At 69.3% G+C, this 22,130-nt stretch carries 22 protein-coding genes; 13 read left to right on the top strand and 9 right to left on the bottom strand.

Going from position 1 to position 22,130, the window contains the following annotated elements:
- Positions 1-36: 36 nt before the first annotated feature.
- Positions 37-999, bottom strand: coding sequence for a Bug family tripartite tricarboxylate transporter substrate binding protein (locus BAU06_RS25195; RefSeq protein WP_066357199.1), 963 nt, complete (start codon positions 997-999; stop codon positions 37-39).
- 395 nt (positions 1,000-1,394) lie between these two features.
- On the opposite strand from BAU06_RS25195, the gene BAU06_RS25190 reads away from it, so the two are divergent.
- From BAU06_RS25190 to BAU06_RS25180, 3 genes are all read left to right on the top strand, one after another.
- Positions 1,395-1,790: a carboxymuconolactone decarboxylase family protein gene (locus BAU06_RS25190; protein WP_066359768.1), complete on the top strand. Its 396-nt coding sequence runs from the start codon at positions 1,395-1,397 to the stop codon at positions 1,788-1,790.
- Positions 1,791-1,895: 105 nt separating this feature from the next.
- Complete coding sequence (locus tag BAU06_RS25185) at positions 1,896-2,291, top strand: cupin domain-containing protein (RefSeq protein WP_066357198.1); 396 nt, start codon at positions 1,896-1,898, stop codon at positions 2,289-2,291.
- Positions 2,292-2,334: 43 nt separating this feature from the next.
- Entirely contained in the window at positions 2,335-3,276 is a 942-nt protein-coding gene (locus BAU06_RS25180; RefSeq protein WP_066357195.1) for a LysR family transcriptional regulator, read from the top strand.
- Between the two features lie 108 nt (positions 3,277-3,384).
- Here BAU06_RS25180 and BAU06_RS25175 read toward each other — a convergent pair whose 3' ends face one another.
- The 4 genes from BAU06_RS25175 to BAU06_RS25160 form a co-directional block, all read right to left on the bottom strand.
- Positions 3,385-4,296, bottom strand: a complete 912-nt coding sequence (locus tag BAU06_RS25175; RefSeq protein ID WP_066357191.1) for an NAD(P)-dependent oxidoreductase — start codon at positions 4,294-4,296, stop codon at positions 3,385-3,387.
- A gap of 29 nt (positions 4,297-4,325) precedes the next feature.
- Complete coding sequence (locus tag BAU06_RS25170) at positions 4,326-5,300, bottom strand: Bug family tripartite tricarboxylate transporter substrate binding protein (RefSeq protein WP_066357186.1); 975 nt, start codon at positions 5,298-5,300, stop codon at positions 4,326-4,328.
- Between the two features lie 252 nt (positions 5,301-5,552).
- Positions 5,553-6,953 (bottom strand): MmgE/PrpD family protein, encoded by a 1,401-nt coding sequence (locus tag BAU06_RS25165; protein WP_066357174.1) that lies wholly within the window; start codon positions 6,951-6,953, stop codon positions 5,553-5,555.
- The gene (locus tag BAU06_RS25160; RefSeq protein WP_066357171.1) at positions 6,950-7,945 is read right to left on the bottom strand and encodes a Bug family tripartite tricarboxylate transporter substrate binding protein; all 996 of its coding nucleotides are present in this window, start codon (positions 7,943-7,945) and stop codon (positions 6,950-6,952) included. Before BAU06_RS25160 ends, BAU06_RS25165 begins: the two co-directional genes overlap by 4 nt.
- A gap of 143 nt (positions 7,946-8,088) precedes the next feature.
- Between BAU06_RS25160 and BAU06_RS25155 the strand changes: the two genes are divergently transcribed.
- Positions 8,089-8,958 carry a LysR substrate-binding domain-containing protein gene (locus BAU06_RS25155; RefSeq protein WP_066357167.1) on the top strand — a complete coding sequence of 290 codons (870 nt, stop codon included), beginning with the start codon at positions 8,089-8,091 and terminating at the stop codon, positions 8,956-8,958.
- Positions 8,959-9,008: 50 nt separating this feature from the next.
- On the opposite strand, the gene BAU06_RS25150 is transcribed toward BAU06_RS25155, so the two are convergent.
- The 3 genes from BAU06_RS25150 to BAU06_RS25140 form a co-directional block, all read right to left on the bottom strand.
- Positions 9,009-10,349, bottom strand: coding sequence for a type II toxin-antitoxin system HipA family toxin (locus BAU06_RS25150; protein WP_066357162.1), 1,341 nt, complete (start codon positions 10,347-10,349; stop codon positions 9,009-9,011).
- 1 nt (position 10,350) lies between these two features.
- Positions 10,351-10,602, bottom strand: coding sequence for a helix-turn-helix transcriptional regulator (locus BAU06_RS25145; RefSeq protein ID WP_066357156.1), 252 nt, complete (start codon positions 10,600-10,602; stop codon positions 10,351-10,353).
- A gap of 143 nt (positions 10,603-10,745) precedes the next feature.
- On the bottom strand, positions 10,746-11,591 hold the full coding sequence (locus tag BAU06_RS25140) for an IclR family transcriptional regulator (protein ID WP_066357150.1): 846 nt from the start codon (positions 11,589-11,591) through the stop codon (positions 10,746-10,748).
- 199 nt (positions 11,592-11,790) lie between these two features.
- Here BAU06_RS25140 and BAU06_RS25135 point away from each other — a divergent pair, with 199 nt between their 5' ends.
- The 8 genes from BAU06_RS25135 to BAU06_RS25100 all read left to right on the top strand — a co-directional run bounded on the left by BAU06_RS25135 (position 11,791) and on the right by BAU06_RS25100 (position 19,507).
- On the top strand, positions 11,791-12,855 hold the full coding sequence (locus BAU06_RS25135) for an ABC transporter ATP-binding protein (RefSeq protein ID WP_066357148.1): 1,065 nt from the start codon (positions 11,791-11,793) through the stop codon (positions 12,853-12,855).
- 81 nt (positions 12,856-12,936) lie between these two features.
- Positions 12,937-13,833 (top strand): ABC transporter permease, encoded by an 897-nt coding sequence (locus tag BAU06_RS25130; protein WP_082993818.1) that lies wholly within the window; start codon positions 12,937-12,939, stop codon positions 13,831-13,833.
- A 3-nt stretch (positions 13,834-13,836) separates the two neighbouring features.
- On the top strand, positions 13,837-14,631 hold the full coding sequence (locus tag BAU06_RS25125) for an ABC transporter permease (protein WP_066357146.1): 795 nt from the start codon (positions 13,837-13,839) through the stop codon (positions 14,629-14,631).
- Positions 14,628-14,960, top strand: coding sequence for a (2Fe-2S)-binding protein (locus BAU06_RS25120; protein ID WP_066357143.1), 333 nt, complete (start codon positions 14,628-14,630; stop codon positions 14,958-14,960). The genes BAU06_RS25125 and BAU06_RS25120 overlap by 4 nt, the downstream gene beginning before the upstream one ends.
- The gene (locus BAU06_RS25115; RefSeq protein WP_066357140.1) at positions 14,938-16,413 is read left to right on the top strand and encodes an FAD/NAD(P)-dependent oxidoreductase; all 1,476 of its coding nucleotides are present in this window, start codon (positions 14,938-14,940) and stop codon (positions 16,411-16,413) included. The genes BAU06_RS25120 and BAU06_RS25115 overlap by 23 nt, the downstream gene beginning before the upstream one ends.
- Complete coding sequence (locus BAU06_RS25110; RefSeq protein WP_066357129.1) at positions 16,410-17,582, top strand: NAD(P)/FAD-dependent oxidoreductase; 1,173 nt, start codon at positions 16,410-16,412, stop codon at positions 17,580-17,582. Before BAU06_RS25115 ends, BAU06_RS25110 begins: the two co-directional genes overlap by 4 nt.
- Positions 17,579-18,652: an ABC transporter substrate-binding protein gene (locus BAU06_RS25105; protein ID WP_066357128.1), complete on the top strand. Its 1,074-nt coding sequence runs from the start codon at positions 17,579-17,581 to the stop codon at positions 18,650-18,652. Before BAU06_RS25110 ends, BAU06_RS25105 begins: the two co-directional genes overlap by 4 nt.
- A 75-nt stretch (positions 18,653-18,727) precedes the next feature.
- Positions 18,728-19,507, top strand: coding sequence for an SDR family NAD(P)-dependent oxidoreductase (locus tag BAU06_RS25100; protein ID WP_066357127.1), 780 nt, complete (start codon positions 18,728-18,730; stop codon positions 19,505-19,507).
- A 16-nt stretch (positions 19,508-19,523) separates the two neighbouring features.
- Here BAU06_RS25100 and panB read toward each other — a convergent pair whose 3' ends face one another.
- Entirely contained in the window at positions 19,524-20,366 is an 843-nt protein-coding gene (gene panB / locus BAU06_RS25095; protein ID WP_066357126.1) for a 3-methyl-2-oxobutanoate hydroxymethyltransferase, read from the bottom strand.
- Positions 20,367-20,709: 343 nt separating this feature from the next.
- Between panB and BAU06_RS25090 the strand changes: the two genes are divergently transcribed.
- Positions 20,710-22,128 carry a DUF1254 domain-containing protein gene (locus BAU06_RS25090; RefSeq protein ID WP_197509384.1) on the top strand — a complete coding sequence of 473 codons (1,419 nt, stop codon included), beginning with the start codon at positions 20,710-20,712 and terminating at the stop codon, positions 22,126-22,128.
- Positions 22,129-22,130: the final 2 nt, after the last annotated feature.

Raw genomic sequence — 22,130 nt, 5'->3', positions numbered from 1 at the left:
GGGCGCGCGCGCCGCGCCACCCTGGCCGGCGGCGCTTCACTGGACCGCCAGGCGGTTATCGCGGACCACGCCCGTCCATTTGGCGGCTTCGGACTGGATGTAGCGTCCGGCTTCCTCCGGCGTGCTCAGGATGGTGCCGATGCCGTTGCGGTCCATGAATTCGACCAGCGCGGGCTGCTTCATGGCGCGCTGGCTGGCTTCGTAGAGCTTGCGGACGCGGTCCGGCGGCGTGCCCGCGGGCGCCGCCAGCACGAACCAGTTGGCCGCGTCGAAGCCGGGCAGGACCTCGGCCACCGTCGGCGCGTTGCCGGCCGCGGCCAGGCGCTGCTGACCCGTGGTCGCGATGAGCTTGAGGCGGCCCGATTGCACGAAGGGCAGCGAGGACGCCGGGTTGTCGAACATCACATCCACCTGCCCGCTGATCAGGTCGGGAAAGGCGGGACCGGCGCCCTTATAGGGCACGCTGGTCCACTTCACGCCGGCCATGCTGCCCAGCAGTTCGCCGGCCAGGAAGTGGATGCCGCTGTTGCCCGGTGCGGCGAAGTTCACCGAGCCGGCCTTGGCGCGAGCCATGTCTATCATCTGCTGGACGGTGGACGGCTTGAAATGCGTGGAGGCCACGAGCACCAGCGGGTTCGATGCCAGGATGGTCACCGGGGCGAAGTCCTTGCGGATGTCGTAGGGCAGGTCCTGGTAGAAGGCCGGCGTAATGGCATAGGCGGCAGAACTCATCACCACGGTGTAGCCGTCGGGTTCGGCGCGCGCGACTTCCGTCATGCCGATCTGGCCGTTGGTGCTGGGCTTGTTCTCGACGATCACGCTCTGGCCCAGGATCTGGCTCATCTCGCGGGCCAGCGGGCGCGCCAGCGCATCGACGCCGCCGCCCGCGCCGAAGGGCACGATCATGCGCACGGGGCGGTCCGGGTAGTCGGCCAGGGCCGGCGCGGCGCACATCCAGGCGCACAGCAGCGCCGCAATCGTGGGGACGGGTTTTCTCATGACGATCGCGAAGTCCCCGCCTCCCCGCCCGGCGCCGCCGGTCCCTTGTGGCCGTGGCGGGGCAGGCCCGTGGGGCCTCCCTCCTCCTGGTTCGTGATGATGTGCCGCGGCGTCACTGCCCTTGTGGCCGGCTGGCGCGTCGGTGCGGTGCTTGGAGCTTGTTATGATTGTATGACTGTATCATCGACATCGAAGCGTCCGCGCTAGTGATAACCCTAAAAGAGGCGTCGCCATTCCGGCATGGCGCAGCGGCCGACCACGCGATCTCGCGCTGGCGATTTACTATATGATTGCACGATTGTATGATCATGTGTATCGCGAGCGGACCGGTGCCGCCGCGCCGGACAATGCGGCAGCCGCGGGCGCAGGCCGCGCCGACCGAAAAGGGACAAGCGATGGCAAACGACGAGCTATTCCAGAAGGGCTTCCAGAACCGCAAGAACGTACTGGGCGCCGCCCACGTCGAGAAATCCTGGAACGCGGCGGACGACTTCAATCGGCCGATGCAAAGGCTGGTGACCGAATACTGCTGGGGCGAGGTCTGGGGCGACGACACCTTGCCCTTCAAGACGCGCAGCTTGTTGAATATCGGCATGCTTACCGCGATGAGCCAGCACCATGAGCTGGCTTCGCACGTGAAGGGCGCCTTGCGCAACGGTTGCAGCCGGGAAGAGATACGCGCGGTGCTGATGCAGGCCGCCATCTATTGCGGCGTACCGCTGGCCCTGGCGGCGTTTCGCGTGGCCAGCGAGGCCATCGCGGCCTATGAGGCGGAAGCCGCGCGCGGCTGATCGCGGCGCGATCCGGTACCTCGAAACATCCAGTGCCCGGCGTGCCGCGCGCGGTCGGCGCCATACGGCATGCGGGCTGGGCAGACTATCCACAGGAGGCAGGCAATGAAGGTATTTCACGGCAGGGTCAACGGCGTTCCCTCGGAACAGCGCGGCGCGACATTCACGGGCGTGGTGTGGGCCGATCCGGTGATGCCCAGCATGGACAATGTCGGTATCAACAACGTGTTCTTCTCGCCCGGCGCGCGCACCCATTGGCATACGCACGAGTATGGACAGGTGCTGCATGTGACCGCGGGGCAGGGCTGGATCTGCCTGGACGGCCAGGAGCCGCAGGTGATCCGCCAGGGCGACGTCGTATGGATAGGCCCCAACGAACGCCACTGGCACGGCGCGGCGGCCGATACCTACATGATCCACATGGCCACTTCGCTGGGCAAGGCCGACTGGCAGGACGCAGTGACCGACGCGCAGTATCCGGCGCAGCGCGCCGCGGGTTGAACAGCGCCCGCCGGCGCCATCTTCCATCCGGTGGGAGCGCGCGATGGAACTCAGACAGCTGGAAATGTTCATCGGCATCGCGGAGGCCGGCGCGTACTCGCGCGCGGCCATGCGCCTGTCCATCAGCCAGCCCATACTGAGCCGGCGCGTCAAGGCGCTGGAACGGGAGCTGGGCGTCGCGCTGTTCCACCGCACCGGCCGTGGCGTGCTGCTGACCGAGGCCGGCACCTTGCTGGCGGAATACGCGCGCGGCATCGTGGAAAGCACGCGCAGCGCCGTCACCGCGGTACAGGCGTCCAGCGCGGTGCCGCGCGGGCCGGTAGTGATCGGTATGCCGGCGTCCATCTCCGCGGTGCTGTCGGTGCCGCTGATCCAGGCTTTCCGGCGGGCGGTGCCCGGCATCTCGTTGAAGTTCATGGAAGGCTACAGCGGCCATGTGCTGGAATGGCTGGGCAACGGACAGACCGATATTTCGATCCTGTACGATGCGCCGCGGCTGGGTATTCCGTCGCTGCGGGCGGAATCGCTGCTGACCGACGAGCTATTCCTGCTGGGGCCGCGCGACGATCCGGCGGGCGTCGGCGCGGGCCCGGTGCAGGCCGCGCGCCTGAGCTGCATACCCATGATCCTGCCGGGCCGGCCGCATGGCATACGCGTACTGGTGGACGAGGCCCTGGCGGCGCTGGGGCTGGAGCCCAATGTCGAAATGGAAATCGACGCCATGCACTCCATGCTGCAACTGGTGGAGAGCGGGCTGGGATACGCCGTGCTCTCGTATTCCTGCGTAGCGCCGCAGATCGCGCAGGGCCGCATGCGCATCTGGCGCATCGAGCGGCCCGGCATTACGCGATCGCTGCTGATCGCGGCGTCCACGCAGCGGCCCTCCACCAAGGCCGTGCGCGTGCTGCGTACGATACTGCGCCGGCAGATCCAGGACATGATCGCCAGCGGGCGGTGGACGCCCGATCCGGCGGTGTTCTCCTGACCGGACCCGCGCGTGCGCCCCGCCTTGCGGGCGTCCGGCCGGGGCGGTTACGCGAGGGCCATGGACGCCCGCGACTTGCGGCCGGGCGCGGCCGCCGCGCCGCGCCGCCTACTTCGCGGTTTCCCCACGCTGCCGGATCGCCACCCCCGCAATGGTCTCGACCATCTTGGCGATATGCGTGAAATCCGCGTCCTCGCCGCACATGGCGTGCGTCATGACCAGCATCTCGCGCACGGCGGAACCCACCACCATGGGGACGCCGATAGCTTCGGCCTCGTCCACGCACAGCCGCACGTCCTTGTAGGCCAGGCGCGCGGCGAAACCGATGTCGAAGGTGCCCGTCAGTACGGCGCGCGGGAATTTGTCCTGGCTGGCGGTGTTGCGGCCGGAGCCGGAGTTGATCACGTCCAGCATGGTCTTGGGATCCAGGCCGGCCTTTACGCCCATGGCCATGGCCTCGGACGTGATGGCGACGGCCGCCGCCGACATCAGGTTGTTCGCCAGCTTCATGCTTTGGCCCATGCCGGCCTCCGCGCCCAGGTAGAACACGGGACCGAAATGCTTCAGGGCGGGCAATAGCGCGTCATAGTCGGCCTTGGGGCAGGCGGCCATGACCGCCAGCGTGCCGGCGCGCGCGCCACCCACGCCGCCGCTGACCGGCGCATCGACATACAGGATGTCGCGCCTGGCCAGCGCGCGGCTGACTTCGCGCGCGGTGCGCGGCCCGATGGTGGACAGGTCGACGACGCGCTTGACGCGGCCGCCGGCCATCAGGCCGTCCGGATCCGTGGCGACGCGCTGCACGATGTCCGGTGTCGGCAGGCTCAGGAATACGGTCTCGGCGCGTTCCGCGACTTCGCGGGCATTGGCGCACGCCGCCGCGCCGCGGCCCGCCAGCGCCTGTACCGCCGCCGCGCTGGTGTCGTAAACCGCCAGGCCATGGCCGGCGTCCAGCAGGCGTCCCGCCATGGGGCCGCCCATATTGCCCAGGCCTATGAATCCGTAAGTCTCCGATTGCATGCTCGCTCCTTCGATGGGTCAGGGGTTTCTCATTGCTGCGGCGTCAGGCCGATCTGTTTCGCCAGCGAGGCCACCTCCTTGGTGTCCTTGGCGAGCAGCGCGGAGAACGGCGCCGGACCGCGCTCGGCCTGGGCCGGCACCGTGGCGGCCAGCTGGTCGATGCGGGTCTTGAACTCGGGGCTGTCGATGACCTTGGACAGCGCCGATGCCAGCCGGTCGACGACCGGCTTGGGCGTGTTCCTGGGCGCGACCACGCCGTTCCAGATGGCCAGGTCGAAAGCGGGCAGCCCGCCTTCGGCGAAAGTCGGTACATCCGCCATCTGCGGCAGCCGCTGCGGCGCGGAGACGGCGATGGCGCGGATGCGTTTGTCCTTGTGCAGCGGCATCATCGTCACGGTCTGGTCGATGACGGCGTCGATGGTGCCCGCCATCAGGTCGGCCAGCGCCGGACCGGAGCCGCGATACTGGATCAGCTCGCCCTGCGTCCTGGAGATATGCAGGAACAGGCCTTCCGCCAGGTGGGCCGTGGTGCCGGGGCCGCCGGAGCCGAAGTTCAGCTTGGGTCCGCCCGCGCGCATGCGCTTGAGCATGTCGGGCAGGCTGGCGATGCCGCTCTTGTTGCTGACCGACAGCACCATGGGCACGGTCGCCACCGTGCCGATGGGCGACAGGTCGCGCACCGGATCCACATGGGCGGTGGGATAGAGCAGGGGAATGATGGCCAGCGACATATTGCTGAACATCAGCGTGTAGCCGTCGGGTTCGGATTTCATCAGGCGCTGGTAGCCGATCAGGCCGCCCGCGCCGGTGGTGTTCTCCACGACCACGGACTGGCCCAGTTCGGTGGTCAGCCCGCTGGCGATCTGGCGCGCCAGCGTGTCGAGGGTGCCGCCGGGGGCCACCGCGACGATCATGACGATGGGACGCGTGGGAAAGGTGTCGGCGGCCGCGGCCGGCGCGGCCAGTATCAAGGCGGCGACACAGCCGATGAGGAATCGCAACATGTCTGTCTCCTGGATGTTATCGGTAGGCGTGGCCTACGCTTCGTGCGCTTGCGGCATGCTTGCGGGCCGGTGCGCGCGTGAGCCAATACTAGTCATGCGATGGCCCGGGAAAGGCCACGCCGCCGGCATATCAGAATGCGCGCTTTCGGCATAACGCCGCGGGATGGCGGCAGGGGCGCCGGCGCCGCGCCTTGGGGTTACCCGTCCCGCGTGCCGGCCATCCGGCGCGCATGCCCCGGATGCCCGTGGACGTCATCGCAGCATGAGGCCGCGCGCCAGCGGAGAGACATCGTCCAGATGGTCCAGGCCGCGGATCAGCGACAGGGTGTGCGCCACCTGGGCGCCGTCCAGGCCGGCGCGGGGCGCCAGCTGGCGGTACTTTTCCTCGATGTCGGCCCAGTCGATGCCGCGCGCGCCGGCGCCGCGCGGCGCATGGCAGGTGGCGCGGTGCACGGTGCCGTCCACCATATGGATGATGACGGTGCCGCCATGGCGATGCGGGAAGCGGTCGGGCAGCGGGGGCGGTTCGCTGGCGTAGCGCACCTTGTCCTGCAGCGCGGCGATGCGCGGATCGCGCATCTTTTCCGGGGTCAGGTTGTCCCAGCCGAAGCCGCGGTCGACGATGGACGCGGCCACGAAATACGCCACGCTGTGGGCCGCTTCCACCAGGTTGCGCGGGTGCGGGGCGCCGCCGAAGGTGGTGTGCTGGACGGCGGCCGAGACGACGACGCCGGCGATGCGGCCGGGGTCGAGCTCATGCTCGCGCGCCGCCGTGGCGGCGGCCTCCGCGACGGCATGGAAGGGATGCGCGCCCGGCATCAGCTTGATGGCCATATCGGTCACGATGTCCCAGGACTGCCCCAGGTCCCGGGCGATGTCCTCGACCGCCTGGCCGCCCATGGCGTCCAGGAAACCGCGCGGCGCTTCCAGGATGGCGGGATCGCCCTGGAAGCCCGCGCGCGCGGCCTGGGCGGCCTGGATGCCCGCCATCGCCGCCATGCCGGCGTGGTATTCGCGCGAACAGCTGGTGTCCGCGGCCACCGCCAGGCCGCCGATGGACGTGGCGGCCAGGACGATGGCGTGCGTCATCGCATCCTCGTCCAATTCCAGCAGGCGGCCGGCGGCCACCGCCGCGCCGAACACGGTGGAGACCGAGCCATGGAAGCCGCGCCGCATGCGCCCCGGCGTCAGCGATTCGTCGATACGGCCGGCTACTTCATAGCCCAGCGCCATGGCGGCCAGCACCTCCTTGCCGGGCCGGTTGCGCCATTCCGCCAGGGCCAGCGCCGTGGCGCTGACGATGGTGCCGATATGCGCGATGCTGCGCAGGTCGCTGTCGTCGGAGGCCGCGGCATCGCTGGCCACGGCGTTGACGCGCGCCGCGCGGGCGACGGGCAGGCGCGCACCGTGGAACCACACGGTGGCGCCCGGCGTGCCCCCGTCCTCGGTTTCCAGGCGCCGCACGATGTCGGCGGAGGGGATGCGGTAGCCCATGGAGGCGCTGGCGATGGTGCTGGCCAGGCTCATCTTGGCGTGTTCCATCGCCAGCGGCGGGATGGCGGAGGCCGGCGTGCGTACCGCGTGGGCCGCCAGGACGCGGGCCAGGGTGGCGCCCCCTGTCGCGCCGTCGCGCGGGATGCCGCCGGCCGTCATTGCGCGCCCCCCTTCATGGATTTCAGGACGGGCAGCCACTTTTCCAGGTCGCGCCCGATCAGCGCGCTGAAGTCCTTGGAGGGCGCCAGCGGCGTGGGCGCCACGTCGTAGCCCTGTTCGGTGAGCTTGGCGCGCAGGCCGGGGTCGCGCATGACCGCGTCCAGCGCCTTGTGCAGGCGCGCTACGCGGTCCTGCGGCACGCCGGCCGGCGCGATGATGCCGAACCACAGGGTGACTTCGAAGCCCTTCATGCCGCTTTCGTTCAGCGAAGGAACGTCCGGCAGCAGCGGCGAGCGCTGCAGGCTGGTCACCGCCAGCGGCTTGAGCTTGCCGCCGCGGATCAGGCCGATCGCCGCCGGGATGTTGTACAGCCCCAGGTCCACCTCCTTGCTCATGACGGCCACCAGCCCTTGCGGCGCGCCGGTGTAGGCCACATGCATGAGCGGCCTGTCCAGGTATTGCCCCAGCACGACGCCGGCGATGTGATGGCTGGTGCCCACGCCGCTGGAGGAAAAGCTGAACTTGTTGGCCGGCTGTGCCTTGATGGCCTGCGCCAGCTCGGCGACGGAGCCATAGGGCGAGCCAGGCGCCACCACCAGTACATTGGCCACGTCGGCCAGCACGGCGATGGGGGTGAAATCCTTCAACGAGTCGTAGCCCGGCTTGTCGTAGAGCGCCTGGTTGGTAATCATCGTGCCCTGGGCGGCCAGGCCGATGGTGTAGCCATCGGCGGGGGCGCGGGCGATGTCCACGGTGCCTATGGTGCCGCCGGCGCCGGCCTTGTTTTCCACGACCACCGCCTGGCGCAACTGCGTGGCCAGCTGGTTGGCGACCGCCCGCGACAAGGTGTCCGCGGCGCTGCCCGCGGCGAAGGGCACGATCATCTTCAAGGCCCGCGACGGGTAGTCGTCGGCCGCATGCGCCGCGCCGGCGGCCAGCAGCAGGCAGGCGCCGGCCGCGGTCGCGGCACGGCGCAGGGTGTCGGTAAGCATGATGTCTCCTCCTGGATGTTCCCGATACAACGGGGGGACGTGTATGTTGAGAATTCTTGTTGTCCCGGTACACGACTATAGGAGGCGGTCCGGCGGACGTCATGCGAATTTATTTGGCGACCGTTGAGGATCATTCACGCATCATGCATAAGTTGCGCAATATCCTGGGGCCGCTGCGCGTGCTCGACGCCGTCCACCGCAGCGGCGGCGTCGCCCGCGCCGCGCAAAGCCTGCACGTCACGCCTGGCGCGGTCAGCCACCAGATCCGCGCGCTGGAAGCCGCGCTGGACACGCGCCTGAGCCGCAAGGTGGGGCGCGAGGCCGTGCTGACGGCCAGCGGCATGCAGCTGGCCACGCGGGTGGCGGAGCTGTTCGACCGGGTGGAGGAAGCGGTGCAGGAGGCCAGCGCGCGCGGCAAGACGCGGCGGATCCGCTTGAAGGTGATTCCCAGTTTCGCCATCAAATGGCTGATGCCCAGGCTGGCCAGTTTCTACGCCGCGCACGCGGACATCGACCTGGAGGTGGCCACCGTGACGCGCGCCGACGACGTCAGCCTGGGCGATGCGGATTTCGTGGTGCGGCGCGGCCACGGCCATTGGCCGGGGACGCACGCCGAGCGGCTGTTCGACGACGTGCTGGCCCTGGCCTGCGCGCCGTCGATGGCGGCGGGCATACGCCAGCCGGACGACGTGCTGGAGCACAAGCTGCTGCATTCGATGATCGCGCCGGTCAGCTGGGAGGCCTGGCTCGCGCATGCCGGCCTGCCGGCGGCCGGCGCGCGGCTGGTGCCGCTGGCCAACGCGGCGCTATGCCTGCAGGCCGCCGTGCAGGGCGTGGGCATCGCCCTGACGCAGCAGGCCTATATGCAGGAAGAGCTCGCGCGCGGATTGCTGGCGCACCCGCTGGACATGGCGCTGCGCAGCGGGGATGCCTACTACCTGGTCAGCGCGCCCGGCACGCTGGATATCCGTCCTTGCGCGGACTTCGCGGCCTGGGTGCGATCGGTGGTGTGAGGCCGGCGCACGCGGCGGCGGAGGCGTCCGCGAGAGCCGCCCAGGCGCCGTCAGGCCGGGTCGTTCGCCTGGCTGACCAGCTTGTCGCGCTGCGCGCGCAGGCCGGCGAAGACGGCATCCGCGACATGCGCCGGGAAACCTGGCGGCAGCAGGGCCGCGGCGTGTTCGATGGCGGGCTCGGTGGCCTCGACCAATTCGCCGATGATGTCGTCGACCATGCTTTTGTCCAGCCCCGCCTCTGCCGCCTGCGTGTACCAGTGCCGCCGGCGGATTTCCGCCAGCCGGTAATGCAGCCCGCCGGATCCCCGCACCCCCATGGCCAGCTTGGCGCGCTGCGGCGCCAATTGCGCGCGCTTGTTGCCGATGATGGGGTGCGCGGAAAGAATGTCGTATAGCGGCGTCGCATGGTAGCGGCCGCCGGCCAACAGCGCGATGCTGAAGTTCTTGGCGTGCCCATCGGTGGCGGCCAGCATCCAGAAGAACATCTGTGCCTTGTAGAAGGCGCGCACGTCTTCTTCGCGTTCGGATGAATCCAGCACGCCGCGGATGATGGCCGTTATGCCCGGGCCGCCGTCCGCCTGGTATTTGCGCAACGGCGACACGCCCATGGCCTGGCACATGTCTTCCTGGGGCAGGCGCACGATGGTGCCGGTATCCGTGAAACGGCGGTCGAAGCGCTCCACCACCAGGGCCTTCTGGTCCTCGAAACGAGCCATGTCGCAATGGGCCACCGGCAGCCCGTAGGCCGCCGCCAGCTTGGAGCACAACCATTCGTTTTCCACGGAGGCATGCATGTCCGCCTGCATCGCGCCGACCAGTCCCATCGGCAATTTCAGGATATGGGTGGTGGGCGTGCTGCCACGCGGGCGCAGCCACTGCCCCTGGTGGCGCAGCAGGGCCGTTTTTTCCTGGGCGCCCGCGATGGACAGGCGCAGATCTGCGGTCCGGTCCTCGTGGCCCAGCGGTGCGCCGCTGACCGCGGCTTTCAGGATCCGCGCGATATCCGCATCGTCCAGCGGGTCCGCTTCGATATGGTCCAGGCCGGTCGGGACTTCGCCGGGCGGCAGCAATTGCACGGCGCCCACGCAGTCGCGGCCCAGTACCGCCAAGAGGTCGAAAGGGGCTGCGCTGTCGGCGCGGTGGTGTTGGGCCAGCCTGCGCCGGATCGCGTCGCTGTCGGGCAGAAGATTGTCGAAGAAATCGTGGACGACCGCTCCCTTGTAGGGCGCGTTGCCCAGGCGGAAGGGAAGGGACAGCGAAAGCGGGCGCCCCGCGGGATCGTCCAGCCATGCCGGGCTGTATTGGAGCGACGACACGCCGGCCTCCTCCGCCCAAAGGCCGACGTGCGCGCCGTTCATCCAGATGGCCAGCCGGTGCAGCCTTCGGGCCATGTCACCACTCCGACTTGGCGACGGCGCGATCCGCCTGGTCCATGGGCCGCAGGGCAAGCTCGACACGCAGCATCTGCAGGATGCGGAAAACCCGGTCGAAGCTGGCCTTTTCCGGGGCGGCTTCCAGCTTGGCATAGCTTTGCTGGGTGATGCCCAGGCGGGCCGCCAGTTGCGCCTGGGTCAGCCCTTTGGCCTTGCGGAACCCTTGCAGGATGGGTCGCAGCTGTTGGAGCGTGCGGACGGGATAGTCCATGGTATGCGCCGGAGAAGTGTAGAAAGACAGTCTACCGGTTGTATTTTAAAAATACAACTCCCAGGCAGTAATACCGTTTTACGCCTATTAGGCTGTATTCGCGTAAAACAACTTATGGGTTGTCAGGCCCTGCCTTGTACGCCTTATTCCCGGTTGCCGCGCCCCAGGAACTGGCTGGGCCGGCGCAGGGCGGGATCGAAGGGGTTGATCTGCGCGCCGATCGTCCGGGCTTCCTTGTGCAGCATTTCCACGATAAGAGGCAGGCGTTCGCCGCTCAGGCGTTCCTGCGGGGCGGCCACGCTCAGCGCCGCCACCGTATCGCCGTTGCGGTCCTGCACCGGTACGGAAAGGCCGGCAATGCCTGGGTACAGCCCGGGCCCGTCGCTGTAGGCATAACGCGCTTCCAGGCATTGCTTGATGCGCACCCGCATGGAGATCTCGTCGATGAAGCCCAGGTGGTGCAGGCGCGGGATGTTGAAGCGGATGACTTCCTCGCGCTCCGCCGGGGGCAGGCTGGCCAGCAGGATCAACCCGGCCTGGCCCAGCCCCAGCGGCACCCGGCCGCCGATATCGCCGGTGTGGGATCGCACGGGAAAAGGGCCGTCGATGCGGTCCAGGCAGATGGCGTCGAAGCCCTGGCGCACCAGGATGAAGATGGTGTCGCTCAGCATGCCGCACAGGCGCAGCATGGAGGGGCGGTAGACCTCGCGCAGATTGGAGCGGTAGCGGCCCGCCGCGGACCCCAGCGCGTAGAAGGCCACGCTCAACTGGTATGCCTTGCCGCCGGGGGGCTGCTCCACGGCGTCTTCCTGGATCAGGGCCTGCAGCACCCGGTGCGCGGTGGCCGGCGCCAGGCCCGTGCGCTTGGCGATCTCGGTCAGGCGCAAGGCCTCGCCCTTGGCGTCGGCCAGCGCGCGCAGCACGCCGAAAGCCCGTTGCAGCACGCCCTGGGCGTTGGCCTCGTTTTCCCGTCCATCGGAAGAAGTCATAGGGAGTTCCATCCAGCCGCATAACGCGAAGTCAGCAACGGATCATAATTCTGTACAGCGGAAAAATACAGAAAATTTATCGGCTGTACGGAAAAACCCCATTGACCCGTATCGCGCGCCAAACCTAGACTGGTCTGGCGTTATGCGCGAAGGCGATCCACGGCGGACGCCTTCATCTCGGAAAACGGCAGGGTCCGGCATGTCATTTCTCCGCTTGGAAAAGCTTTCGAAGGACTATGGAGACCTGCGCGTGGTGCGGGACCTGGACCTGTCCGTGGAGCAGGGCGAGTTCGTGTCCCTGCTGGGGCCGTCGGGCTGCGGCAAGACCACCACCCTGCAAATGATCGCCGGCTTCGCGGAGGTCACCCGCGGCCGCGTCGTGCTGGACGGCCGCGATATCACCCACGCGCCGCCCAATACGCGAGGCCTGGGCATCGTTTTCCAGACCTACGCCCTGTTCCCGCACCTGACCGTGCAGGACAACGTCGCCTTCGGCCTGGCCATGCGCAAGGTGGGCCGCGCGGAACGGCGCGAACGCACCCGCGAGGCGCTGGCCCTGGTCAAGCTGGACCAGCATGCCGACCGTTACCCGCGCGAGCTGTCCGGCGGCCAGCGGCAGCGCGTGGCGCTGGCGCGGGCCCTGGTCATCCGGCCGCCGGTGCTGCTGCTGGACGAACCGCTGTCCAACCTGGATGCCAAGCTGCGCGAGGACATGCAGTTCGAACTGCGCGCCATCCAGCGCAAGACCGGCACCACCACGCTCATGGTGACGCACGACCAGGCCGAAGCGCTTTCCATCAGCGATCGCGTGGTCGTCATGCAGGAAGGCCGCGCCACGCAGATCGACGCGCCGTACCGGATGTACGAGCACCCCGGCAGCGAATTCATCTCGCGTTTCGTCGGCAAGACGAACCTGCTGCCGGGCACCGTGACGCGGGCCGGGACGCGCGCCGAGGTGCGCAGCGGCGAACTCAGCCTGGATGTGGACGGCCAGGGCCTGCGGCAGGGCGACGCCGTGCGCGTCTGCCTGCGGCCGGAAAAACTGCTGCCGGTGGCGCCGGGCCAGGGCAGGCTGACCGGCACGGTCGCCACCCGCTACTTCCTGGGCAGCCAATGGATGTACGAACTGGACACGCCGCTGGGCGCGCTGACGGTGTTGACGCCCAACGACGGCCGCGCGCCGCACGGCGACGGCGAACGCATCGGCGTGGACTGGGCGGAAAGCGTGGTGCGCGTATTGCCGACCGCGGAGGCCGCCGCATGACGGCCCGCGCAAACCGATGCGGCCGCCCGCCGCATGCGCGGCGGCAAGGGCATGCGCCCCGGACGATGGCGGAGCGATCCCATGCGCGGCGCTGATACCGGCACGCCCGTGGCCTCCCCGCCCACGCCGGCCCCGCGGCTGGACGGCCTGCCGTCCATCCTGGGGTCCATTCCCATCAGCCTGCTATTCCTGACGCTGGTGCTTACGCCGCTGGGCCTGACCTTCGTCCTGAGTTTCCGCCCCTTCGACTACAACACCGGCGTACAGCCCGGCCTGACGCTGCAGCAGTACGCCACCGTGCTCAGCGATCCGTACTTCCTGGGCATCTTCTGGCGCACCCTGTGGATATCGGTGCTGACCACGCTGATATGCGTGGTGGTCGGCGTGCCGGAGGCCTACATCCTGAGCCGCATGCGCGCCCCCTGGCGCTCGATCTTCCTGCTGGCCGTGCTGTCGCCGCTGCTGATCTCGCTGGTGGTGCGCGCCTTCGGCTGGAGCATGCTGCTGGGGCCCACGGGCCTGCTGGGACAGGCGGCCCAGGCATTGGGCCTGGGCTCGCTGCTGTACACGCCCACGGCCATCGTGATCGGCCTGGTGCACATCATGCTGCCCTTCATGATCATCCCGGTGTGGACGTCGCTGCAGAAGCTGGACCCGTCCGTGGAGCACGCCGCGTATTCGCTGAACGCCTCGCGCCTGCAGGCGCTGCTGCGCGTCGTGCTGCCGCAATGCATGCCGGGCGTCCTGTCCGGCAGCCTGATCGTGTTCGGCCTGAGCGCCAGCTCCTTCGCCATCCCGGCCCTGCTGGGCGGCCGGCGGCTGAAGATGGTGGCCACCATCGTCTACGACGAATTCCTGACGGAGCTGAACTGGCCGCTGGGCGCGACCCTGGCCATCCTGCTGCTGCTGGCCAACGTCGTCATCATGATGGCCTACAACCGCGTCATCGAGCGCTCCTACCGGCGCAGCCTGGGGTAGCACATGCTGAAGAACGGTCCTTTCGCGCTCGCCTTCAATGCCCTGGTGGCGGCTTTCGTGCTGGCGCCGCTGGCGGTGGTGTGCCTGGTCGCCTTTACGCCCGCCTCCACGCTTAGCATCCCCACCCACTCGTTCTCCCTGCGCTGGTTCCGTGCCCTGTTCGCGCACGCGGATTTCATGCAGTCCTTCCGCAACAGCCTGCTGCTGGCGACACTGGCGGCGACTATCGCCGTATGCCTGGCGCTGCCGGCGGCCATCGCGCTGACGCGCTACCGCTTTCCCGGCCGCGAGGCCCTGAACGGCCTGCTGCTGTCGCCGCTGATGATCCCGCACCTGGTGCTGGGGGTGGCGCTGATGCGCTTCTTCGCCCTGATCGGCAGCAGCGGCAGCTTCGCCTGGCTGGTGGCCAGCCACGCCGTCATCGTCACGCCCTATGTGCTGCGCCTGCTGGTGGGATCGCTCACGGGCTTCGACCGTTCGGTCGAGCACGCCGCGCTCTCGCTCAGCGCCAGCCGCGCGACGGTGTTCTTCCGCGTCACGCTGCCGCTGATCGTGCCCGGCGTCTTCGGCGGCTGGCTGCTGGCCTTCATCAATAGCTTCGACGAACTCACGATGTCGGTGTTCATTACCGCGCCGTCCACGGTGACCCTGCCGGTGCGCATGTACATGTATGCCACGGAGTCCATCGATCCCATGATGGCGGCAGTGTCGGCGGCGGTGATCGCGCTGACGGCCGTCGCCATGCTGCTGCTGGATCGCGTGTACGGACTGGACCGGGTCCTGGTGGGGCAGCGATGAACGCGCCCTGCCCGCCACCCTTGCTGACCCGCCTGGCCGAACAAGGCAGGGCGCCCGTGGATTTCGTGCTGGACGGCCGGCCGGCGCGCGCCCTGGCCGGCGATACGGTAATGACCGCCGTGCTGACGCAGGCCGGCCGCCTGCGGCAAACGGAATTCAGCGGCGCCCCGCGCGCCGGCTTCTGCATGATGGGCGCCTGCCAGGATTGCTGGATGCGGCTGGAGGACGGCACGCGCGTGCGCGCCTGCTCCACCTTCATCGCGCCGGGCATGCGCCTGCTGTCGTACGCACCGAAGGAGGACAGCCATGCAAGCGGCCGTCCCGGATAAGACCCGTCCCGGCCCGGTATCCGCCGCTGCCGCGGCACCGCAACCCATCGTCGTCGGGGCGGGGCCGGCCGGCATCCGCGCCGCGCAGGCGCTGGTGCGCGCCGGCTTGCGGCCCGTCGTGCTGGACGAGGCGCAGCGCGCCGGCGGCCAGATCTATCGGCAGCCGCCCCCGGGTTTCCAGCGCGGCGGCCGCGATCTCTACGGCTTCGAGCATCGCAAGGCGGCCAGCCTGCACCAGGCCATGCAGGCCTTGCTGCCGGCCATCGACTACCGGCCCGGCGCGCTGGTGTGGAATTGCGAGGATGGCGTGCTGGACGTGCTGCGCGACGGCAGGAACGAGACCGTCGCCTACTCCCACCTTATCCTGGCCACGGGCGCCACCGACCGCGTGCTGCCTTTTCCGGGCTGGACCATGCCGGGTGTGTACACCCTGGGCGGCGCGCAGGTCGCGCTGAAGTTCCAGGGCTGCGGTATCGGGCAGCGTGTCGCCTTCATGGGGACCGGTCCGCTGCTGTACCTGGTGGCGTATCAATATGCCAAGGCCGGCGCGCAAGTGGCGGCCGTGCTCGATACCTCGACGGCCGCCGACCGCCTGGCCGCCATGCCGGGGCTGGCGCGGGCGCCGGGGCTGGCGGCGAAGGGCCTGTACACCATGGGCTGGCTGCGCTGGCGCGGCATTCCCATGTACACGGGGGTACGGCCGGACCACGTCATCGGCTATGAACGCGTTTCGGGGGTCGTGTGCCGCCAGGGCAACGGCCAGGACGGCGGCAGGACGCTGCGCATCGCCTGCGATGCCGTGGCCTACGGCCTGGGACTGCGGGCCGAAACCCAATTGGCCGCGGTCGCGGGCTGCCGCTTCGATTATCACGAACGTGATAGGGCGTGGTTGCCGAAGCGCGATGCGGCGGGGCGTACCTCCGTGCCCGGCGTCTACGTGGCCGGGGACGGTGCCGGCATCGCGGGCGCGGACGCCGCCGAGCTGGCGGGCGAGCGCGCCGCCCTGGCCTTGCTGCAGGACCTGGGCATGCCGGTCGATACCGCGCGGGCGCGGACGCTGGGCCGCAAGCTCGCGCGCCAGGACCGGCTGCGCGATGCCCTGGAAAGAGCGTTTCCCTTCCCCGCGGAATGGGCGGCATCGCTGGACGACGACGTGGTCCTGTGCCGCTGCGAGGAAATCACGGTGGGCGCGCTGCGCGCCTCGGCCCAGGTCGACGGGGCGCGGGAATTGAACCGCGGCAAGGCGCTGACGCGCGTCGGCATGGGCCGCTGCCAGGGCCGCATGTGCGGCGCCGCCGCGGCCGAAGTCCTGGCGCGCGCCAGCGGCGTGCCGTTGCCCCAGGTAGGCTGGCTGCGCGCCCAGCCGCCCATCAAGCCCATTCCCATCCAGCTGTTCGCCATGGATATGGGCGATGAGCCGGACCTGGGACTGACCGCGCGGGGCAGGTCCTGATGGAATGCCTGCATACGGAAGTCGCCATCATCGGCGGCGGCATCGTCGGCGCCAGCGCCGCGCTGTTCCTGCGGCGCCGCGGCGTGCCGGTCGTGCTGCTCGACGCGGCGGCCTGCGGCGCCAAGGCCAGCGGCGTGAACTACGGCGGCGTGCGGCGGCAAGGGCGGCCACTGGCGCAGATGCCGCTGACCCGCCGCGCGCACGCGCTGTGGGGCGACCTGCGCGGCCTGATCGGCACCGATGGCGAATACCAGCGTTCCGGCCACCTGAAACTGGCCTACAGCCAGGCCGACCTGGCGGAGCTCGAGCACTATCGCGCCAGCACCCGCGGCTACGGCATGCACCTGGAAATGCTGGACCGGCCCGCGCTGGAGCGCCGCTTTCCCTGGCTGGGGAATAGCGTGGTCGGCGGTTCCTTCTGTCCGGAGGACGGCCACGCCAATCCCCGCCTGGTGTCGCCGGCCTTCGCGCAGGCGGCCCGGCGTGCCGGCGCCACGGTGCGCGAGTCCACGCGCGTGGACAGCGCCCTGCATGACGGCGCGGGCTTCGTGCTGCGCGCCGGCGACACGCTGGAGGTGCGCGCCCGCATGCTGTTGAACTGCGCCGGCGCCTGGGCCGGCCATTTCGCGGCGGCCTTCGGCGAGGCCGTGCCGGAAACCTCCATCCATCCGCTGATGATGGTGACCGAACCCCTGCCGCGATTCATGACGGCCAGCCTGGGCGTGCAGGGCGGCGGCGTCTATGCCCGCCAGGTAGACCGCGGCAACTGCGTGATCGGCGGCGGCCGCGGCGTCTCGGCCAGCCCGGACTTCGCCCGTCCCGGCCGCGCGCAGATCGGCGCGCTGCTGGCCAAGGCGGCCGACCTGCTGCCATCCCTGCGCACGGCGCACGTCATCCGCTTCTGGTCCGGCGTGGAGGGCAATATGCCCGACCACAATCCGGTGCTGGGACCCAGCGGCACCACGCCCGGCTTATTCCATGCCTTTGGATTTTCCGGGGCCGGTTTCCAGATCGGCCCGGCGGCCGGCGAGGTCCTGGCCGACCTGGCCGCCACCGGCCGCACCGATATTCCCATCGATGCATTCCGCATCGACCGTTACGCGGCCGGCGCTCATGCGGCCGCGCAACGCACCGATCTTGGCCATGGGCACACGCTGGAGTCGACATGAGCAAACATCGCCGCGATGGCAAATCCCGCTTCAAGCAGCTGGCTGGCGCTGCCGTGCTGACGGCCCTGGCGGCCCTGCCGGCGGGCGCCTGGGCGCAGCAGAAAACCCTGTACGTGGGCATGAACGGCGGCGATATGGAGCGCGCCTTCACGCAGTATGTCTTCCCGGATTTCGAGAAGGCCAACAACGTCAAGATCGTCGTCGTGCCGGGCACGTCCACCGAGGTCCTGGCCAAGGCCCAGGCCTACAAGGACAATCCGCAGATGCACGTGATGTTCCTGGACGACGGCGTGATGGCGCGCGCGGCCTCCATGGGCCTGTGCGAGAAGCTGCGCGACGATCCCGTGCTGAAGGATCTTTATCCCACGGCGGTGATGAAGGACGGCATGGCGGCGGGGATAGACATGGGCATGACGGGCCTGGGCTACAACACCCGCCTGTTCAAGAAGAACGGCTGGGCCGCGCCGACCTCATGGATGGACCTGGCCGATCCCAAGTACAAGGGCAAGGTCGTATTCCAGTCGGCATCGAACAGCACCTTCGGCCTGCACGCCTTCCTGATGTACAACCGCATCGAGGGCGGCGACGACCAGCATACGGACCCGGGCTTCGCCAAATGGCGCGGCACCATCGGCCCGAACGTGCTGGAATACATCCCGAATTCGGCCAAGCTGGCGGAGATGATCCAGTCCGACGAGGCGGCCATCTTCCCGCTGACGCCCACCGCCATCGCGCGCCTGAAGAAACGCGACATTCCGGTCGAGTACGCCCAGCCCAAGGAGGGTTCGGTGATCCTGATGGTGGGCGAATGCGTCATCGCCAAAAACAGCGAACCCGACCTGGCGCAGAAGCTCGCCCTGTACCTGCTGTCGCCGCAGGCGCAGGCCAATGCCTTGAAGTATGGCGGCCACTTCCCGTCCAATCGCAAGGTGCAGGCCGATCCCGCCAACCAGGATATGCTGAAGTCCTTCCAGACTTATATGGAAACCGCCAAGGTGCTGGACTGGGACGTCATCAACGCCACGCGGCCCGCCTTCAACGCGCGCTGGAACCGGACGGTGGAACGCTGAACGCCGGCGCGCCCTTTCGCAATATGCCCGCCACGCGGCGCCGCCATCGCGGCGTGGCGGCAGGAGACCGCTTCAATGAGCAATACCGCATTCGATTTCCATGACAAGGTCGCCGTCGTCACCGGCGGCTCGCAAGGCATAGGCGAGGCCTGCGTGCGGCGCCTGGCCGGCGCGGGCGCGGCCGTCGCCATCTGGGACGTGGCCGACGCGCCGGGACAGGCGCTGGCCCAGGCGCTGTCCGCCGACGGCGCCCGCGTCAGCTATGTCCATTGCGATGTGGCCAGCAAGGCGTCGGTGGATGCGGCCGTGGCCGCCACGCGGCAGGCCTGGGGGCGCATCGACCAGCTGGTCAGCAACGCCGGCATCGTGCGCCCCTGCCCCTTCCTGGACATCACGGAAGCCGACTGGGACGCGGTGCTCGACGTCAACCTGAAGGGCGCTTTCCTGGTCGGCCAGGCCGTGGCGCGCGTCATGGTGGAGCAGGGCGGCGGCGCCATCGTGCACATGAGTTCCGTGAATGCCGTCATGGCCATTCCCACCATCGCCTCGTATAACGCCAGCAAGGGCGGCCTGGCCCAGCTCACGCGCGTCATGGCGCTGGCGCTGGCCGATCACGGCATACGCGTCAACGCCGTGGGGCCGGGCACCATCGCCACGGAGCTGGCGCGCCAGGCGGTGCTGGCGGACGAGTCCACGCGGGCGCGCCTGATGAGCCGCACGCCGCTGCGCCGCCTGGGCGAACCGGCCGAGGTCGCCGACGCGGTGGCCTACCTGTTGAGCGACGCGTCCAGCTATATCACGGGCGAAACGCTGTACATCGACGGCGGCCGCCTGGCGCTGAACTACACGGTCTGAGGCGCCCGGCGGCGCATCAATATGCGTGTTCCGGCGCCGGGAAGCTGCCGTCCTTGACGGCCCGCACATAAGCCTGCACGGCGTCCTGGATGCTGGCCGCGCCGTCCATGAAGTTGCGCACGAAACGCGCCTTGCGGCCCGGGTAGACATTCAACATGTCGTGCAGCACCAGCACCTGGCCCGAGCATCCCGCGCCGGCGCCGATGCCGATGGTGGGGATGTTGACGTCGGCCGTGATGTCCGCCGCCAATGCCGCGGGAATCATTTCGTACAGCAGCATGCTGGCGCCGGCATCGCGCATGACGCGGGCCTGCTGCTTCAGGTGCGCGGCGGCCGCCTCGTCCTTGCCCTGCACGCGGTAGCCGCCCAGGGCATGCACGAACTGCGGTGTCAGGCCCATATGGGCGCAGACGGGCACGCCGCGCTCGGTCAGGAAGGCGACGATCTGGGACATCCACGGCGTGCGGCCGTCCATGCCTTCCACCTTGACCATCTGCGCACCGGCCGCCATCAGCCGGGCCGCGCTGGCATAGGCCTGCGCGGGCGACTCGTGATAACTGGCCCAGGGCAGGTCGGCCAGCACCCAGGCGGTCTTGTTGCCGCGCGCCACGCATTCCGTGTGATAGACCATGTGTTCCAGGCTGACCGGCAGGGTGGTCGACTGGCCCTGCACCACATTGCCCAGCGAGTCGCCGATCAGCAGGATGTCCACGCCGCACTGGTCCAGGAGCGCGGCGAAGCTGGCGTCGTAGCAGGTAAGCATGGCGATCTTCTCGCCGCGCTGGTGCATCGCGGACAAGGTGGCCAGGGTGATGGGCTTGCGAGGCGCTTGCGCGTCGCCGGCGACGGTCGGATACATGTGCGTGCCTGATGGTCGTGATACGTGGAGGTCGGGGCACGCCCCCGCGGCATGCACCAATAAGGCGCATTCTATCGGCTGCGGCGTAATGGCGCGCGGCCCCGCCGGTCCGGATGCGCGAAGGGCTTAGGCCGCCGGGATGATGCCCACCGGGTAATTTTCTGCAAAGAATGTGGTTCCGACCGCGGCGGCGCGGTCCCAGGGGGTGTTACAGGCCTCGCCCCGTGCCGGAGCCCATATGTCGTTACGGAAGTTCCTCGCGTATGCCCTGCGGCCGGCGCTCCGGCGGCCGGCGATCCGGTGGCCGGCATTCCGGCGGCCGGCGCTCCGGTGGCCGGCATCCGTGCGCCCGACACTCCGGCGCGGCATCGCCGCCGCCATGCTGCTGCCGTCGCTGGCTTTCGCGGGGCCCGCCGCGCGGGCGGCGCCGGCCCTGGATCCCAGCCAGGCGCGCGATATCGCCGCCGACGCCTACGTTTACGCCTACCCCCTGGTGCTGATGGACGTCGCGCGCCGCGTGCAGACCAATGTGCAGTCGCCGGACACGGCTTTCGGTGGCGGCGCGCCGGTCAACCGCTACACGCATATGAGCCGCGCGGCCGATCCGCTGCTGCATGGCCTGCCTTATCCCGACGTCGATACGCTGTGGTCGGCACTGTGGTTCGATGTATCGAAGGAACCCCTGCTGCTCGAAGTCCCCGATGCGCGGGGCCGCTATTACTCGATCACGCTCTCGGACATGTGGAGCGACGCGTTCGCGGCGCCGGGCAGCCGCACCGCGCAGGATGGACTGCGCGTCTACGCCGTGGTGGCGCCCGACTGGCAGGGCAAGCTGCCCAAGCCGGCGGAGGTCCTTCGCGCGCCGACGGCCGCCGGCCTGCTGCGCGTGCGAATCGCCTACCGTGGCATCCAGGACCTGGGCGCGGCGCAGGGCTTTCAGATGGCGCTGGACGCCACGCCCTTGTCGCGCTGGGGCAAGAAGACCGTACCGCCGGACGGCCAGTTCGACGTGGCCCTGTCGCGCCGCGCGCCGGCCGAACAGGTGGCCGAGATGAAGGCCCAGGAATTCTTTGCCGCCTTCGCCGAGCTGGCGGCGCGGTATCCGCCGCATGCGGCCGACGGGCCCATATTGCAGCGCATGGCGCGCCTGGGCCTGGCGCCCGGCCAGCGCGTGGACCTGGCGCGCCTGCCGGCCGATGTGCGGGCCGCCGTGGAGGCCGGGGTACTGCGCGGCCAGGCCAGCGTGCGTTCGCCCATCCAGCCGCGCGCGCGTCCCGGCGACGCCTGGCGCATGCCGCAGCGCCGCCTGGGCAGCTATGGCACCGACTACACCTTGCGGGCGCGCACGGCGCGCGCCCAGGGCGCCACGCCCTTGCCCGAGGACGAGATCGTGCTGCGCGCCGGCAGCGATTCGGATGGCCGGCCGCTGGATGGCAGCTTCCGCTACGAGGTGCGCTTCGATCGCGGACAGTTGCCGCCCGCCGATGCGTTCTGGTCGATGACGCTGTACAACGACCGCCGCGAACTGTACGACAACCCCATCGGCCTGTATGCCGTGGGGACCCGCCACCCCTTGACGCCGGGCGCGGACGGCACTTCCACCGTGTACGTGCAATACGCCCAGCCGGCCGGGGAACAGGTGCGCAACTGGCTGCCCGCGCCGCAGAGCGGCCGCTTTACCTTGATACTGCGGCTTTACCAGCCCGGCGCGGATGCCGTGGAGGGGCTCTGGACGACGCCGGCGATACGGCGCATCCAGTGATC

Source organism: Bordetella bronchialis, from assembly GCF_001676705.1.
Taxonomy (GTDB): domain Bacteria; phylum Pseudomonadota; class Gammaproteobacteria; order Burkholderiales; family Burkholderiaceae_B; genus Bordetella_C; species Bordetella_C bronchialis.
Note: the sequence above shows the minus strand (reverse complement) of the source record. Positions and strands in the feature narration are given on the sequence as shown.